This is a genomic window from Larkinella rosea, from assembly GCF_003858635.1.
GTDB classification, from domain to species: domain Bacteria; phylum Bacteroidota; class Bacteroidia; order Cytophagales; family Spirosomataceae; genus Larkinella; species Larkinella rosea.
Genome location: NZ_RQJO01000010.1, coordinates 757,274 through 773,202, shown reverse-complemented (window position 1 = coordinate 773,202; position 15,929 = coordinate 757,274). Strand labels below are relative to the sequence as shown.

At 49.9% G+C, this 15,929-nt stretch carries 13 protein-coding genes; 5 read left to right on the top strand and 8 right to left on the bottom strand.

The features are described from left to right. Positions 1 to 15 precede the first annotated feature (15 nt). From EHT25_RS24050 to EHT25_RS24030, 5 genes are all read right to left on the bottom strand, one after another. Positions 16 to 915 (bottom strand): glycosyltransferase family 2 protein, encoded by a 900-nt coding sequence (locus tag EHT25_RS24050; RefSeq protein ID WP_124877704.1) that lies wholly within the window; start codon positions 913 to 915, stop codon positions 16 to 18. 24 nt (positions 916 to 939) lie between these two features. Next, positions 940 to 1,467, bottom strand: a complete 528-nt coding sequence (locus EHT25_RS24045) for a PKD domain-containing protein (protein WP_185731466.1) — start codon at positions 1,465 to 1,467, stop codon at positions 940 to 942. A 96-nt stretch (positions 1,468 to 1,563) separates the two neighbouring features. After that, positions 1,564 to 3,000 carry an MOP flippase family protein gene (locus EHT25_RS24040; protein ID WP_124877702.1) on the bottom strand — a complete coding sequence of 479 codons (1,437 nt, stop codon included), beginning with the start codon at positions 2,998 to 3,000 and terminating at the stop codon, positions 1,564 to 1,566. 24 nt (positions 3,001 to 3,024) lie between these two features. Beyond that, positions 3,025 to 5,247: a GumC family protein gene (locus tag EHT25_RS24035; protein WP_124877701.1), complete on the bottom strand. Its 2,223-nt coding sequence runs from the start codon at positions 5,245 to 5,247 to the stop codon at positions 3,025 to 3,027. A 9-nt stretch (positions 5,248 to 5,256) separates the two neighbouring features. Continuing rightward, a complete protein-coding gene (locus EHT25_RS24030) occupies positions 5,257 to 6,006 on the bottom strand; it encodes a TolC family protein (RefSeq protein ID WP_229311781.1) in 750 nt (249 codons plus the stop codon). 463 nt (positions 6,007 to 6,469) lie between these two features. On the opposite strand from EHT25_RS24030, the gene EHT25_RS24025 reads away from it, so the two are divergent. Further along, on the top strand, positions 6,470 to 7,672 hold the full coding sequence (locus EHT25_RS24025; RefSeq protein WP_124877700.1) for a glycosyltransferase: 1,203 nt from the start codon (positions 6,470 to 6,472) through the stop codon (positions 7,670 to 7,672). Between the two features lie 13 nt (positions 7,673 to 7,685). Continuing rightward, entirely contained in the window at positions 7,686 to 8,327 is a 642-nt protein-coding gene (locus EHT25_RS24020; RefSeq protein WP_124877699.1) for an acyltransferase, read from the top strand. Positions 8,328 to 8,334: 7 nt separating this feature from the next. On the opposite strand, the gene EHT25_RS24015 is transcribed toward EHT25_RS24020, so the two are convergent. The 3 genes from EHT25_RS24015 to EHT25_RS24005 form a co-directional block, all read right to left on the bottom strand. Beyond that, positions 8,335 to 10,050: a GMC oxidoreductase gene (locus EHT25_RS24015; RefSeq protein ID WP_124877698.1), complete on the bottom strand. Its 1,716-nt coding sequence runs from the start codon at positions 10,048 to 10,050 to the stop codon at positions 8,335 to 8,337. 13 nt (positions 10,051 to 10,063) lie between these two features. After that, the gene (locus EHT25_RS24010; RefSeq protein WP_124877697.1) at positions 10,064 to 10,636 is read right to left on the bottom strand and encodes a gluconate 2-dehydrogenase subunit 3 family protein; all 573 of its coding nucleotides are present in this window, start codon (positions 10,634 to 10,636) and stop codon (positions 10,064 to 10,066) included. Positions 10,637 to 10,771: 135 nt separating this feature from the next. Then, positions 10,772 to 12,238, bottom strand: a complete 1,467-nt coding sequence (locus EHT25_RS24005; RefSeq protein WP_124877696.1) for an O-antigen ligase family protein — start codon at positions 12,236 to 12,238, stop codon at positions 10,772 to 10,774. A 518-nt stretch (positions 12,239 to 12,756) separates the two neighbouring features. Here EHT25_RS24005 and EHT25_RS24000 point away from each other — a divergent pair. The 3 genes from EHT25_RS24000 to EHT25_RS23990 all read left to right on the top strand — a co-directional run bounded on the left by EHT25_RS24000 (position 12,757) and on the right by EHT25_RS23990 (position 15,924). Next, a complete protein-coding gene (locus tag EHT25_RS24000; protein ID WP_124877695.1) occupies positions 12,757 to 13,164 on the top strand; it encodes a response regulator transcription factor in 408 nt (135 codons plus the stop codon). A 279-nt stretch (positions 13,165 to 13,443) separates the two neighbouring features. Further along, complete coding sequence (locus EHT25_RS23995; RefSeq protein ID WP_124877694.1) at positions 13,444 to 14,670, top strand: glycosyltransferase family 2 protein; 1,227 nt, start codon at positions 13,444 to 13,446, stop codon at positions 14,668 to 14,670. 57 nt (positions 14,671 to 14,727) lie between these two features. Further along, a complete protein-coding gene (locus EHT25_RS23990; protein WP_124877693.1) occupies positions 14,728 to 15,924 on the top strand; it encodes a glycosyltransferase family 2 protein in 1,197 nt (398 codons plus the stop codon). Positions 15,925 to 15,929 lie beyond the last annotated feature (5 nt).

Genomic DNA, 15,929 nt, shown 5'->3' with positions numbered 1-15,929 from the left:
ACTTTCGAAGTTGAATCATGACGGCGTCGAACTCGAAGGTGAAAGATAAAAGCCAAGCTCGCGAATGGCCTTCCCGACCCGAACCATAAACGCTTTTCCGAGATTCCCATCGGCAACCAACCGGCGGTCGCTTGTCCAGACCCGGGCTTTGGGATCGGTAACCCGGAAGGTCGCACCCTTGCCCTGCTGTTGCAGTGAAAGCGACATCAACCCGTCTTCGCAACGACCGGTCGGAGGAGGAGGGGTGCCAGCCGCAATCAGTTCAGCGACGGAACCTTCCCGGCCCGAATCCAGTTCAAAACCGCCGATGGCCAGCGCATCGGCCCGGCGAAAGGCGAAATTGAAACCGTATACATTCAGATACGCTTTGTTCCGGTTTCGCACCCAACTGATCAGCTGAGCCGCCACTTCGTAACACGCGAGGGCCAGCCGAGACGACTTGGGACCGGGCAAAAACGAATATAAACCGTACGTACAGGCAATATCGGGCGTATTAAGCGGAGCCGTAAGAGCCTCGGCCCATCCGGCCGGATACAGGCAGTCGGCGTCGGCATTGGCGTGAATCCGACCCCGGGCCGCCATCAGACCTGCCTGACGGGCGTAAGCCACACCGGGTTGTTTCTCGAGAATGGACCGCACCCCACAGCGGTCGAGCAGTTCCTGCGTTCGATCCGACGAGTTGTTGTTAACTACAAGTATCTCCGTCGGCACAGAAACTTTCTGATCAGCCAGCGACGATAAGGTGTTCAGAATGTTTGCTTCCTCATTATACGCCGGTATTACAATGGAGATCTCCGGATCATCGACCTGAAACCGGGCTAATCGGCTCCGGAGGTCGTAAATTCGCTGTTCGGAAACGTTGTCGGCCTGATACGTAAATGTATGCTTGGAAAGCCACCCGGGTAACATACTCATAGCGTTGTCAATTTAGGGTTCTGCTTAACGGGGAAGTAGTTTCAGATTACAGACTCCGTTTACGATGGTGACCGTTCCCGACCAGGAACGGCGTCGGGATTTGGCATAGAACGAATACGTACCTTGGGTGCGGTAGTACGTCACATACCCATCGGTTCCGCAGCCGCCCGGCGTGCCCGTAGGCAGGAATGTCGTAATCGCTCCCTGTAATGTGTTATCCACATAAACTTCAATATCGGTGCTGTCTCCACGGGCGTTGGTCCAGAACATAACGCTTCCGGCCACGTTTACCCCTTCGACATTGATGCTGTTGGCTGCGTCATCGCTTCCGACTTCATTTTTGGCCGTCAGCTGAACGTTATAAATTCCGTTGGTCCGGTATTGAACCGTTGGGTTTTCTTCGGTCGAGGTTTGGCCATCGCCAAAGTTCCATTGGTACCGATCGGCGTGTTGTGATTTATTCGTTAGTTTAAACGATCCGGCTTTACCCGTTACGGCTTCAATGCTAAAATTGGCAATGGGTTTTGGTTTAACGGTAGGCTGGCAACTCATTACGGTTATTAAAATCACAATAAGGCAGCTTAACGAGATGATCAGACTTTTAGTTTGTGTGGCTATTCGTTCTGGATTTTTCATGGTTGGTTTCATTCAGAGAGATTTTCGTAACGCTTTTATTTCAACGAGCGGTATTTTATACATCAGTGTTAAGCCGATGTAAATAAAACCACCTATTAAAATCTGGCTTACGGTATTGATAATTCCTTCGTGCCCGATATAGGTTTTATAAACCGTCAGGATCACATACATAATCAGGCAGAATAAAACCGGTTTGATGAAATTCGAAATGAAATCCTGCATAAAATCTCCGATTAAATAATGAACAATGGCGAAATTAATGGCCACGTTAATAATAGTAGCTGCCAGAAACGCCAGCGCAATTCCCGTAATGCCCCAGTAATGGGCAAATAAGTAGATAAGCGGGATTTTAATAATGAGCGTGGCTAAATTCAAATAGAAGAGCAGGTTCGGTTTTCCTTTCGAAAAAGCCAGTGTAAACAGCGGATGACTTAAACAGCTAAACAGGCTTACAAACACGAAAATTTTGATCAAATCGATGGTTTGCTCCCAACCGGGGCCATAGAACAAAGGAACCAGGCTATCGGCCGTGATGAATAAACCGGCCAGTAGCGGCAGATTTAAATAGCTGATTAGGTCGAGGATCTGTAAATACGATTTTTTTAACTCTGAATTGCTTTCCTTCATCTTGGCAATAAGCGGGTAAGCTACCTGCAAGACAATCGGATTTAATTTCGTCATCGGAAAAACCGCTAACTGATAAGCGATGGTATAATAGCCCAGTAGTTTAACCCCGAGCATATTACCGACAATAATGTTATCGGAATTGGATTGAATAAAACCTAAAACCCCGTCACCTACGTTATAAATACCGAATTTTAAGTGCTCCTTGATGGTGCTGATGTTGAAATACAGTAGCGGTACAAAAAGCTTTATGCCCAGACCGATACAGAGAATGGTTCGGACGGTTTGCATGGCAAGCTGTCCGAAAATTAGAGAGGTCTCTTCGTAGCCGTTGAAAGCCAGTGTAATGGCAACCGCCGTGCCACTAACGGCGCCGGTAATCTCAATTAACGCAACGGATTTGAACCGTAACTCTTTCTGAAGAATGAATAAATAAATCTGGCCGAAATAAATAATGATGAAATAAAAAGAAGCAATCTTGATGACTTTATCCAGCCGGGGCTCATTATAAAACGCAACGACCAACGGAGAGCTGAGAAATACAATAATAAAGATCGTAGTGCCCAGAATCAGCCCCATGAAATACAGGGTGGACAGCACCTTCCGGTCGCTTTCCTGCTTGTAAATAATGGAATTGGAAAAGCCCAGATTACTGAAAATGTAGAAAAAGTTAATAATCAGCGTGCTGACGCTCACCACCCCAAACACGGAAGGTTCCAAAAGCCGGGCCAGAATCGAAACCTGTACGAACTGAAGTACGGTGGAAATAACGGTCGAAATCGTTATCCACTTCCCGCCACTGATTGCTTTTTGTTTATTGTCCATAATCGGAATACCGGCTGGATTGGGTTACGTCAGTTTGCCGTATCGAAGGGTGCGCTGTTGCTCCAGCGACCGCATGGAGCGCTGGAGTTCCACGGAACTTTCCGGTTGGATGGGTCGTTGGCGGGCATCGGCCCGGCTGGGTGCATCGATGTAACTGCCATCGACCCGATTCAAAACCGTCAAAACCGGATGATTGACACTTTTCAGGTACATGCCCAGCAGTTGCTTCTCCGTTCGTGCCCAAATGCTGTTGACATCCGCAATGAGGAGCGAAACCGTGCTGAGGTGGAGCAGATACACCGGAATCGGGCTGGTGATGATGGCCGGGATTTCGAGCAGAATCTTGTCGTATTGCGTGGGGTCAAATTTCTGGCCGTTGTCAAATAATTCTTCCAGATCCGTCAGGTTCATAAAATCCGTGCGACGCGTGTACGGGTAGAATGTAACTCCTTCCTGGTCAACAATTTGTTGTTCATCGTTCAGACGGGGGTAACAATAGGCAATTCGCTGCCCCGATTCGGCGTAAATCCGGGCCAGCCCGTTGGCCGTCCAGGTTTTTCCCTGTTTCGAACGCACGCTGAACAGTGTAATCACCGGCGGATAACTGCGTGTGATTCCGATTTTGGCCAGTTCAATATTGATCGCGCTGCAAAGCTGTTCGAACATGCTGAAGGCCGTCCGACCCGAGATTGAATCGACTGTAAATTTCCGAACAGTGGGAAAAAGGGCGGCAACCGGCCGTCCAATCATCGTTTCGGCGTGTTCCGGCGAACTGATCCGGCGGTCGAACCAATACCGGCAGGCGGCTAATAACAGCGCCAGGAAAATACCGATGGCCCCACCGAGCGCGACAAACAGCCACCGTTTTGATTCGGCCGTAACCGGAAAACCGGGTGGGTCCAGAACCGTTAACGCTCCGTCGACCAGCACATCCTGCCGACGCGTGGTCGCCTGATTCATGCTCTGGACGGCGGCCAGGTATTCCTTTTCGGCAATACCCAATTCGCGGTTGAGTTGCCGGAGCTGCGATTCGAGCGGGCTGTATTGCCGCGTTTTCGCATCGTAATCGTCGATCTGCTTTTTGGCAACCTCCAGTCGGGCGGCCGATTCTTCAAATTCAATTACTTTGGTCAGCCATTCGTTGATCAATAACTGCTGTGGAACGGCATCGGGCGAATCCGTGGCGGCATAGTATTTGGTTGCGATGACCTTCATTTCTTCCGAAATCTGGTTCACCCGCGCTTTCAGCCGATCGATCGTGGCTTTGGGTTGCCCGTACGCCTGTCCATTAATCAACTGATTTTCAGCTTCCGTCAATGCAGCCTGTTTGGCTTTCATTTCACTGTTGACGGCCAACAAAGCGCCCCGCTGTCCCAGTCGTCGGTTCAGAACATCGACGGCGGCTTTGGCGGCTTTATTCTTCATCAACTCCTGGTTGTATTCGTTGGAAATAACCTCCTTCGAATCCGCCATGTTTTTTGATTCTTCCTGAAAATCAAGTACTTTATACTGTACGCTGAAGGCCTGAATGCGGGCTTCGGCATCGTCCAGCTTCTGCTTCGCTTTCTTGAACTGATCGCTGTAATAATTGACAACGGTATTGGTTTCGGCGGTTTTGAGCGACGTATAGCGTTTGTTCAGAATGTCGATGGCCAGACTGATGATTTTCTGGGCGATGGCCGGATCTTCCGATTCATATTCCAGATCGAGCATATCACTCGAATTTTTTCGGCTGGCTTTCAGCTTTTTAGCAATGACGAGCGGGCTGTACTCCGATTCTGGTTTTACAAACAGTTTTTTGATTGGATTGTCGGTTTCTGTTTGCGACAGGCTGTCAATTTTGGCATACAGCCTGCTTTTGTCGTTGATGAGCGAAAGCCGCAGATTTTCCGGAACCGCCTTTCGCAGTTTTTGAAAACCGGGTGCCGACAAAACCGGGAGTCTCGGAGCTTCCAGGGGCAGGTGAAGGGCCAGCAGGCTGATGCCGATCTGGCGCATTGTTTCCTGCGAATTGAGCGTCGTTAATAAATTTTCAAAAGAAGCGGCCGAGTGGTCAATGTAGCCATTTTGGTTGTCAGTCAGCAACGAATAACCCGATGCCAGTCCGGTGTAGAGCGTGGCCTGGGATTTATAAACTTTCGGAATATCCTGAGTAAGGAAAAAAACCGTAACTCCGGTAATGCACGGCAGCAGAATAAACCACAATGCATGTTGTTTTAGGAGTCGCAGGAAAACCCGTGGTGTCATACGAATGGCTTAATTGCGTTTTAAACGTTGAAGTGGAACGCCGACCATGGCTTCGAGGTAATAGATATTCTTCATCAGTTCGCCCTTGGCCGATTCCGTGATCGACTTCACCTGGGCGTAGCTGTTGTTGGCGCTCGAGAGGGCGCGGGGTTCTATTTTCCCCTGTTGCATTTCCGCTTCGGCAACCCGGAACGCGGTGAGCGCCGACTGCTCGTCCTGAATCCGGACCATCAGAACCCGTTGCGCCGTCAGCATATCCTGGTAAACCGTAATCAGGTCGCGCTTCAATTCCATGGCTACCGATTCTTTTTTGTGAATAGCCGCCTGGTAGTTGGCCCGGTTGAGCCGGAGCTGCTGGCGTCGTCCGAAAACATCAAACAGACTCAGGTTGACATTGACACCCGCCCGGTACCCATTGGCGATCTGACCCAGCAAGTCGGACGTATACGTATTGGACGAAAAGATAGCCTGGTTTCCCATCGAGTAATTCACAAAGCCGTTCGCATTCTGCAAAACCTGAAGTTTGGAAACCCGGTAGGCCGCTTCCAGCGAAACTGCCGTTTCGTTTTCCAGCTTAATTAAAGGCGAATGGGCAACGGCCAAATCATAGATGTCGTCGAAGGGCAATAGCTGCCCCGACAAATCCTGCGAGACATCAAGACCGGTTTTGTCGTCCGGTAACGCCATTGCCTGACTCGTAGAGACCGGTTTCGAGACCGGCGCTTTCTGTCCGTAGCTTTGAGCCGTAAGAAAAAGCAAATAACAAGACAGGAAAAAGATCTTGCGGCTGGTTGAAGCCCACAATCCGAAGACGCTCGCCATCATTTTTGAAAGTCTGACAATACTGGTAACAGGAAAGTATTAGAAATAGTAACTGAATAGCAAAAACAATACCACTCTCAAAAAACCGTTTGTCGCCAGGTAATTACTAGTAAAAGGTTTATGTATCTGTAAATCAATTATTTGTATTAAATATCGTGGATTATTAAGGTAAATAATCTTTAATAAATTCAATTATCAGACATTTTTTAAAAACCGCTGATCCTATTTTTTTTAAAATCAGCAGCTTTTTAAGAAGGTACTTTCTATGGAAATTCAAGCATAATATTTGCTTTCAGTCAATCAGGAACGTGCAATTTGGCAAGTTTTATTATCAGACAAGTATTATATGTTTATTCTGCAATTTGATTCCTGTCTAGCATCCACCTAAGCTATTGGTCGAATGAACTTCGTTATCACATCCCGTCAAGCCTGGGAGGAAAAAAATTTAGGAAGTAATATTCGGGATATGGCCCGAAGTTTATCCAACGAACATCAGGTTCTGTTTATCAATGATCCGCTGGATTGGTCGTCGAAATTTGCCAAAGATTCGCCCCGCGTGCAGCAGCGAAGCGCCTTGATCGAGCACAATAAGGGCGAACGACTGGTTCAGGCAGAGAAGAATCTCTGGGTGTTGAGCCCCCAGAGCCAACTGGCTTCGATCAACTGGCTGCCGGATGGCGTGGTTTACGACCAGATGAACCGGTACAACGGGAAGCTGATTGCTGCCGAAATCAAATTGGCACTGAAAAAGCTAAAGTGGGGTTCGTTCGTGCTGCTGAATGATAATGATATGTTGCAGGGATTCTATCTGAAAGAATTTCTGAAACCGCTGGCTGCGGTTTATTACCTGCGGGATAATTTTCTGGCGGTTGATTACTGGAAGCGGCACGGCGAACGGCTCGAACCGAAACTGATGGGCAAGGTGGACCTGGTTGCCAGTAACTCCATTTACCTGGCCAATCAGGCAGCCCGGTACAATCCGAATTCGGTGTACGTGGGCCAGGGCTGTGATTTGAGTCTGTTCGATCCGGCGAAAGTCGGCGAAGTTCCGGCGGATATGGCCGTCCTTCCCAAACCGATCGTGGGTTATGCGGGCGCCTTGACCGGCTTGCGGCTGGATGTTGACCTGATCGAAACCGTGGCCATCCGGCGTCCCGAGTGGCAGATTGTTCTCATCGGTTCAACCGACGATTCGTTTCAGAAAGAACGGCTGGAGGCTGTTCCCAACATTAAGTTTCTCGGTTCCAAACCGTCCCACCAGATTCCGGCGTATGTCGCGGGCATGGATGTGTTGATTAACCCGCAGATTCTGAACGAAGTAACCATCGGAAATTATCCGCGCAAGATTGACGAATACCTCGCGATGGGAAAACCGGTCGTGGCCCTGAAAACGGAGACGATGTCGTTGTTTGAAAAACACGTTTACCTGGCCGAAACCCCCGAGCAGTTTATTACCGGTATTGACAATGCGCTGAACGGAAAGCAGCTTTCAACACCCGAAGAACGCATTGCCTTTGCCCTCGAACACACCTGGGAGAATTCACTGGGACTGATGATCAATGCCATTGAGCAGCTGATTGCGGCACAACCCCAAACGGCCTAACCGGATCGCGTGTATGAATCTGAAAGCTTATATTGACGACCGACCGGGATTCAAACAGTTTATTCACTGGCTGCTGATTCCCCGGCATCAGGCTCGTCCGCGCCGGTGGGTGAGCTGGTTTGTGAATCCATTTATCCACAAACGCCACCGGACGGCAGCGATTCGCTCGTCGGTCCGGCTGGATGTGCTGCCTTTCAACCCGTTTACGCTGGGGGCGCACAGCACCGTCGAAGCGTTTAGTGTGGTAAACAACGGCGTCGGCAGTGTCCACATCGGCGCAAACTGCACGGTCGGCATTGGTTCGGTGGTCATTGGACCGGTTGCGATTGGCGATGACGTCATTATTGCCCAGCACGTGGTGTTGTCGGGGCTGAATCATTCGTATGAAAACATTACGGTATCGATCCGGGAACAACCGGTAACAACCCGGCCCATCGTGATCGAAGCCGAGTGCTGGATTGGGGCCAATGCGGTGATCACCGCCGGAGTGACCGTTGGCAGGCATTCGGTCGTGGCGGGGGGGAGTGTTGTCACCCGCAATGTGCCGCCCTACTCGGTGGTCGGAGGGAACCCCGCCCGGGTTCTGAAACAGTATGATGAAGCAACCGGAAGCTGGATAAAACCGGTTGCCAAATCGGTGGAGGTATCTGAATAGCCGATTTCTACAGGTTTAATTTCTTCATTTCCTCCACGGCGTGCGCACAGGCCCGCGCCGTTAATGCCATGTACGTCAGCGAAGGATTCTGGCAGGCCGACGAAGTCATGCAACTACCGTCGGTGATGTACACATTTTTGACGTCGTGCATTTGATTGAAGGCATTGAGAACGGACGTTTTGGGGTCGTGGCCCATTCGCGCCGTGCCCATTTCGTGCACCGCCGAACCAGGAGGCAAATCATAATAAAATTGCTGAACGTTCCGAAAACCGGCCTTCGTCAGCATTTCTTCCGCACTTTCCTTGATATCTGCCCGCATGTTGATTTCGTTTTCGCGGTATTCCAGTGCCACTTTCACCAGCGGCAAGCCCCACTGATCGGTTTTCTGGTCGTCGAGCGCTACCCGGTTTTCGAAATACGGCAGCGTTTCCCCCCAGGCCCCGATAAACATGGTCCAGGGGCCGGGTTTGGCCAGTTTCGCCTTGAAATCCGCACCAAAACCGCCTTCCAGTTTGTAGCGATCCGACCACTCGGCACGCTCGCCGTCGCCCTGGTAGGCAAACCCCCGCCGGTAATCTTTGCGCTGGGTTTCGGGGCTGATATTTCGAAAACGTGGGACGTAAAAACCGATCGGCCGACGACCGGCGTAATACTGATCGGCAAAGTCGGTGTGTTCGCCCATCGCACCCCCCATCATAAAATGGTCCATCAGGTTATGACCGATTTGTCCGCTTGTATTGCCCAAACCGTTTGGAAAACGGGAAGAAGCCGAGTTCAACAGAATCGCCGAGGTGGCAATGGTGGAAGCATTCAGGAAAATAACCCGGGCAAAATAATCGGTCACGGCTTTGGTATGCGCATCAATCACGCGGACGCCGATGGCCCGGTTGGTTTTAGCGTCCAGCAACACTTCCGCTACGATCGAATCCGGTCGCAGGGTCAGATTGCCGGTGGCAGCCGCCATCGGTAAGGTTGCCGAATTGCTGCTGAAATAACCGCCATACGGGCAACCCCGGCTGCACAGGTTGCGGTATTGGCACGGCCCGCGACCGTTCCAGCCCCGGGTGAGGTTGGCGGTTCGGGCGATGGTCACCAGCCGGTCTTTGTAATGTTGCCGGACTTGCTTTGCAAAATGGGTTTCGATGCAATTCAGCTCCATGGGCGGCAGAAACTGCCCGTCAGGGAGGTGCGAAAGTCCTTCGGCCTGCCCGCTGATGCCGACAAATTTCTCGACGTAATCGTACCAGGGCGCCAGGTCTTTGTAACGAATGGGCCAATCCACGGCGATTCCGTCCCTGGCGTTGGCTTCAAAATCAAGGTCGCTCAGGCGGTAACACTGCCGACCCCAGGTCAGCGACCGACCACCCACCTGATAGCCCCGAATCCAGGTGAACGGTTTTTCCTGGATATACGGATGGTCGCGGTCACTGACAAAAAACGGTTTGGTGTCTTCGCTGTACGCCGAACAACTGCTCTGCACCGGGTTTTCGGCCTGATCCTGCCGACTGCCCGTCAGCCGAAACGGAAAATCCCACGGACTTTTCATCGCGGTGGGGTAATCAGTAATGTGTTCCACATTCCGGCCTCGCTCCAGCACCAGCGTTTTTAATCCTTTTTCGCACAATTCCTTGGCCGCCCAGCCACCGCTGATGCCTGACCCAACCACAATGGCATCATAAGTATGTTCTTTTTTGCCTTTGGTATTCGTAAAAATGGGGTCCATGTCGTTGAGTAGGTTATTTGGTTGCCCAGGATTTTTGGCCGGGCGCGAGTGGAATACAGGCGGCAAAACGCCCGGGAACGAGTTCGTAGGCTAATCCCTGCGTCATGCCCACTTCCGAAGTGCAGTAGCCGATGCAGGTTAATTCTTTTAAAATGGTGAAAAAGGAATTGCCCAGTACTTTCCGTTCCACTTTTCCGGGAAGGCCGCTGAGCGGTTTTCCCTGTTCTTCAAAATGCCGCATCACCTCGTTTTGCTGGGCTTTGCTGCATTGCGCATACGGTTTTTGGTGTACTTCGACGCTGTACGCATCAATGTCCTTCAGGCCGTTGATGAAGCGGTTCTGGCTCACGACGGAGGTGTTTTCCAGGATCATTTTCATGATAAAATCGGGCACGCCGGCGTCGATGGCTCCGGGTGTATCGGTGGCAGGCAGGATGGTTTCGGCGAGCGCGGCCAGCAAGGGCTTCTGTTGGTTGAAGTAGGCAAAGTCGGGCTCCCTGTGCCAGGAAAACCACTTGAAACCGCCGAATGCGGCCACGGTACTTCCAACCAAAGCAATGCCCCAAAGAGCCTGGCGACGTTTCATAAAGCAAAAACCGGTTTATAGTGAAAGGTTTGTTGTTTAGGGTGTGACTGAAGTAACTTAATTGATAGTTAGAGGAATAGCGCCCGGTTTTTGAACTCGTAGGCCATCAATGAAAAACCGGTTAGCTACCTGAAATCAGGCAGGCACGGGTTCCGGTTCCGGCTTTTTAACGGGCGTGTCCCAGCGTTCGCAGGAGGTGAACAGAACGGTGCTGATAAAGATGATGGTGCCGGTCGGGAATTGACCCAAAACCGGGTTGGAATACCCCATCACCATGATTCCCACGAATTCGCACAGGAAAACCCGCATCACTTTGAGCGTCCAGGGGTCCTGTAGTTTCAGGACTTTCCGAACGCCTATTCCGGCGATGGCAACCAGCATCGCTACGTAAATCCAGACGCCGACAATCCCGGTTTCGATCCAGAGTTCAACATACCAGCTGTCCGGGGCAATCTGAGAAGCAAAGTGCCAGGGCGAATACCGTACGCCCACACTTTCAGATGTGCCCAGCCCGGCCCCAAACGGCAGGCGTTTCATCAGCCGGGATAGTTTTTCCTGATTTTGCAGACGAAGAATGAACGATGGATCTTCGAGGGGCCGGACGGCGGTGCGCATGCGCTGGATCTGGTAGTTCCCGCTGCCGATTTCCGTGAATTTTAGAATAACAAACAATGGAATGGCCACAGCCGCCCCGAGGGCCAGTTTGGTAACGTCCCGCTTCAGGAGCAGGTAAAACGGAAAACCGGCGAGAATGACGAACAACGCACTTCGGGTGCCGGAAACGGCAAAACCCCAGAAATAGACTAATGTGAGAAATAAATAGAATGCCTTGTAAATCAGTTTCTTTTCTTCGAGCACCAGAATGAGGGCAACCAGAGTAATCCCGGCCATTTCGGCCCCAAATTGGGCCGCGTCGGAATAGAACGAAAAACTCCGAAGGTGGCCAAACAACAGGTGGGTTTTGGCTCCCACGGTATTCATCCAGATTTGTTCGGCGGTCGTTAAGCCAAGGTATTGCTGTTTGAACGACCACAACGCGGCCAGAAATGACCAGAAAAGCCAGGTGGCGAGCAGGTACTGAATGTCACTTTTCCGGATCGGATTGACCAGAATGATGCAGGCGGCAAAAATCCACTGCATGGAAAACGGTCGGATGTGGAAAAACCAGGCCGGTCGATACGGTGCTTCCGGATTGAAATATTCGAGACAGGTGTAAACAAACCAGAAGCCGACCAGGTAGATGATGGGATGCCGAAGGTTTTGCCACGCCATTCGCTTGCTGTTCAGGAGCAGGCTGATCATGGTGAGGGCCAGAACCCCATCGACCATCATACCGAACGGGAGGCTCAGCGGCAAAAACCGGGCGAAGACATTGACCAGAAAACTGACCTGAATATAAACCAGAAAGCCAACCCGAGGCTCCGAAAGTACGCCGGCAATCAGGACCAACGCTACCGGTACGACCACAACCAAAGCTGCTCCAACCACTTCCAGCTTGCCAATTGCGAATCCCGCCAGCAACGCACAGACCGTTCCGATGAGGCTGAATAGCCAGAACCTGTTTTGTGACCGGTAAGATGAAGAGGCTACTAAATCAAGCATCAGGTAATTGGGAGTCGCCTAGATATCGCACAGGCACAACCACAAAAATCCGGCCAAGATCGGAGCGACCTGGTCTCTTTGTTGAATGGATATAATTTATGCAGAGATAAGTCCAAAATTGTAAAATTTATATTTCTGAAAAATCGAACATGGAAACTTTTTCGTACGTCTTCGGATTTAATGCTTAGATTTAATACTTAAAAAGCAGAAATAATTTACACTTTATACCTAGATTCTGACTTGTTGAAATTATATTTGTCTCGTTGTTTGATAATTGGGGAAGGTACGAAAGGGAAATTATTGAAACCTTCTACTTTGGGACGGTAAAGTACAAATAATTCAAATAATATTAGCTTATTTCAAGTTGATGTTTGTGAAATAGTTAGGCTAGTATTGAAGTTATGTACTGTTAATGTAAACCAGATGGATTTTTATTCTGAGTAATAATTACTATTGAGCAGAATAAAAATTCAAAATACAGTGATCAATTGATTTGAGTAATTGAAGTCCATGCAATCATGAAAGATCTAAAGCTGAATTTACTTATTGCGGAGCAAAATCCATTTTTGGTACGCATTTTACGGCAAACGCTTTCGTCGGAATTTAACATTCAGGTGGTGACCAACGGTGCGGAAGCGATGGAATTTATCGAACAGGGAAAACGGACGGACTTTATCATAACCGAACTGAACCTGCGCCATTTCGATGGCATCGACTTTATTCGGCAAATCCGGGGAAGTCAGCAGCATAAAAACATTCCAATCCTGGCGCTTTCCGGTTCTTCGGATAGCATGCTCCGGGTGAAAAGCCTGGAAATGGGCGCGGACGATTGTGTGGCTAAACCGTTTAATCCGCTGGAAATCAAAGCACGGATGATGGGGATGATCCGGCGGACGGAATACTACACCAATCGCATGATTGCCTGATTCAAAAACCGCCACATTTCGCTTCCCATTTCTTCGAATACCGGACACCGGCGTCGACCGGACAGAACCCTCATTCCGACCAAACGATAGGGACTAGTCCCGTTGATTTTTTGTCAGCTAGCTATATTACAGCACATTTACTAAAAAAAAACAGCTCTGGCATTTATTTTGTCGTAGAATAAATAACGGCATCTTCTCTATTTTATCAGACGAATTTTTTCCTTTGAACGACGACTGTCCCAACGTGAATGATCTATCGGATTACTTCTATTCGTTTCTATGAACTTAACATCTATCATTGAGATTTTAGTTGCCATTTGCATTCTACTGGTTTTTTACACGTATTTGGGTTATGGGATTGTGGTCTGGGGAATGGTTGTGTTCAAGCGTTTTTTTGTCAAACATGCAGCGCCCGTAGCCGGACCGGCGTTTGCGCCTGAGGTGACAATGGTGGTGCCCGCTTTCAATGAAATGGCCTACATCGCGGATAAGGTCAGCAATTGCCTGAATCAGGATTACCCCGCCGATAAGTTACACCTGATGTTTGTCGATGATGGGTCAACCGACGGAACGGGTGAATACCTGGATCAGATTGTAGCCTCTTCTTCGCGCATAACGGTGGTGCGGGGTGGCAAACGGATGGGGAAAATCGGGGCCATTAATAACGCGATGGGGAAGGTTCATACGCCGATTACTATTTTTTCGGATGCCAATGCCAACCTGAACCTGTCGGCGGTCAGCAACATGGTTCGACATTACCAGGACAAAAAAGTGGGGGCGGTGGCCGGTGAAAAACGGATTTTGACGTCCGAAGCCGATTCGGCGGCTGGCAGTGGTGAAGGGATTTACTGGAAATACGAGTCGTTTTTGAAGAAAATGGATTCCGAACTCCATTCCATCGTGGGAGCCGACGGTGCGCTTTTCTCCATCCGTACGGAACTCTACGAAACCGTGGCCACCAATACTTTATTGGACGATTTCATTATTTCCCTCCAGATCGCGGGCAAAGGGTTTCGGGTGATTTATGAGCCGGATGCCTACGCCCTGGAAAGTCCATCGTTCTCGGTTGGGGATGAGAAAAAACGCAAGGTTCGGATTGCGGCCGGTGGTTTTCAGGCCATTAGCCGGTTGTCTTACTTACTGAACATTCTCAAATACGGTATTCTGAGCTTCCAATACATTTCGCACCGGGTGCTCCGATGGGCCGTTACGCCCTTCTGTTTACCGCTGATCTGGCTCCTAAATGGTATCATTTTTTTGAGTCATTCCAACGTGCATTCGCCCACCCAAACCCTGGTTTTCTGGGGTGGTTTGTTACTGGCGCAAACTGTCTTCTACGCCTTTGCCTACATGGGCTATTTGCTGGAAAACCGCAAAATGCGCTGGAAAATCGCCTTTGTGCCTTATTATTTTGTGTTCATGAACTGGTGCGTCATTCTGGGTTTTATCCGCTACCTGAAACAGAACGAATCGGGTATCTGGGAAAAAGCCCGCCGGGCGGTGTAAGAAATTTGGTATAGAAAATGCTATGTTACTAATCGTGCTTAATTAGTTAACATTCTTATGGAGCTGCTCGGGTTGGTTCTGATTTTACTGGTTGGATCCTATTTACTTTTTAATGTAAGCTACCTGCTCATTTGTGCGATAGCGGGCCACTTTGGCGGAAAAGACGACCAACCGGCCACGAAGCAGCCCCGGCAAATCCGCCGGATTGCGGTTTTAATCCCGGCTTACAAAGAAGATACCGTCATTCTGGATTCGGTTCAGGTCAATCTGCAACAAAATTACCCGACCAGTTCGTACGATCTGTTTGTCATTGCCGATTCGTTCAAGCCCGAAACCCTCGAAAAACTGGCGCAACTGCCCATCAAAGTGATTGTGGTAAGTTTCGAGCAATCGACGGTTCAGAAGTCAATTACCCAGGCTTTGCTGCAATTACCGCCGAACGTTTACGACATTGTGTTGATTTCCGATGCCGACAATCACATGGCGACCGACTATTTGCAACGCATCAATCTGGCGTTCAACAGCGGTTGGCGGGCAGTTCAGGGGCATCGGGTCGCCAAAAATACGAACACGAGCGTAGCGGTTTTTGACGCGATGAATGAGGAGGTCAATAATCATTTGTTCCGGGGTGGTCAGCGGGCGCTGGGTTTGTCGGCTTCATTGATCGGCTCCGGAATGGCCTTCGAACCCGAAACCATGAAGCGCCTGATGACCAAAATCCAGTCGGTAGGCGGTTACGATAAAGAGCTGGAAATGTTGCTGTTGAGCGAAGGAATCCGAATTGGATACCTCAAAGAAGCCTTGATTTACGACGAAAAAGTCCAGAATCTGGAAGTGTTCGAACGGCAGCGCACCCGCTGGATTGCGGCTCAGGTTCACTTTGTCAAACTTTATTTTGGCGTCGGTCTTCGGCAGTTGCTGAACGGCAATGCACACGCTTTCAACGCGTTCCTGAAATCCCTGCTCATTCCGCGCGTCCTGTTTTTAGCGTTTTTGTCCTTTGGCTTTTTGGTCGGATTGGTCGTTGGTTATCAACCGGTCTGGGGGTTTTTCGGCATCCTGCTCGCAACCCTGCTGTTCAGCCTGTTGATTTCGATTCCCGGTTATTTGTGGCAGAAGATTTCCATGAAGGACGTGCTGACGTTCCCGCTGCTGGTTTTCCGAATGGTCCGGTCGTTACTGAAGATCAAAGCCGCTGGCAAGAAATTCCTGCATACTCCCCACGGAGAGCCTACGGTGAAAGAGAATATATAGTTGTA

Coding starts and splice junctions, on each gene's coding strand:
- EHT25_RS23995 (WP_124877694.1), top strand. CDS start 13,444: ATGAACTTAACATCTATCATTGAGATTTTAGTTGCCATTTGCATTCTA.
- EHT25_RS24020 (WP_124877699.1), top strand. CDS start 7,686: ATGAATCTGAAAGCTTATATTGACGACCGACCGGGATTCAAACAGTTT.
- EHT25_RS23990 (WP_124877693.1), top strand. CDS start 14,728: ATGGAGCTGCTCGGGTTGGTTCTGATTTTACTGGTTGGATCCTATTTA.
- EHT25_RS24010 (WP_124877697.1), bottom strand. CDS start 10,636: ATGAAACGTCGCCAGGCTCTTTGGGGCATTGCTTTGGTTGGAAGTACC.
- EHT25_RS24050 (WP_124877704.1), bottom strand. CDS start 915: ATGAGTATGTTACCCGGGTGGCTTTCCAAGCATACATTTACGTATCAG.
- EHT25_RS24040 (WP_124877702.1), bottom strand. CDS start 3,000: ATGGACAATAAACAAAAAGCAATCAGTGGCGGGAAGTGGATAACGATT.
- EHT25_RS24000 (WP_124877695.1), top strand. CDS start 12,757: ATGAAAGATCTAAAGCTGAATTTACTTATTGCGGAGCAAAATCCATTT.
- EHT25_RS24045 (WP_185731466.1), bottom strand. CDS start 1,467: ATGAGTTGCCAGCCTACCGTTAAACCAAAACCCATTGCCAATTTTAGC.
- EHT25_RS24005 (WP_124877696.1), bottom strand. CDS start 12,238: ATGCTTGATTTAGTAGCCTCTTCATCTTACCGGTCACAAAACAGGTTC.
- EHT25_RS24015 (WP_124877698.1), bottom strand. CDS start 10,050: ATGGACCCCATTTTTACGAATACCAAAGGCAAAAAAGAACATACTTAT.
- EHT25_RS24025 (WP_124877700.1), top strand. CDS start 6,470: ATGAACTTCGTTATCACATCCCGTCAAGCCTGGGAGGAAAAAAATTTA.
- EHT25_RS24035 (WP_124877701.1), bottom strand. CDS start 5,247: ATGACACCACGGGTTTTCCTGCGACTCCTAAAACAACATGCATTGTGG.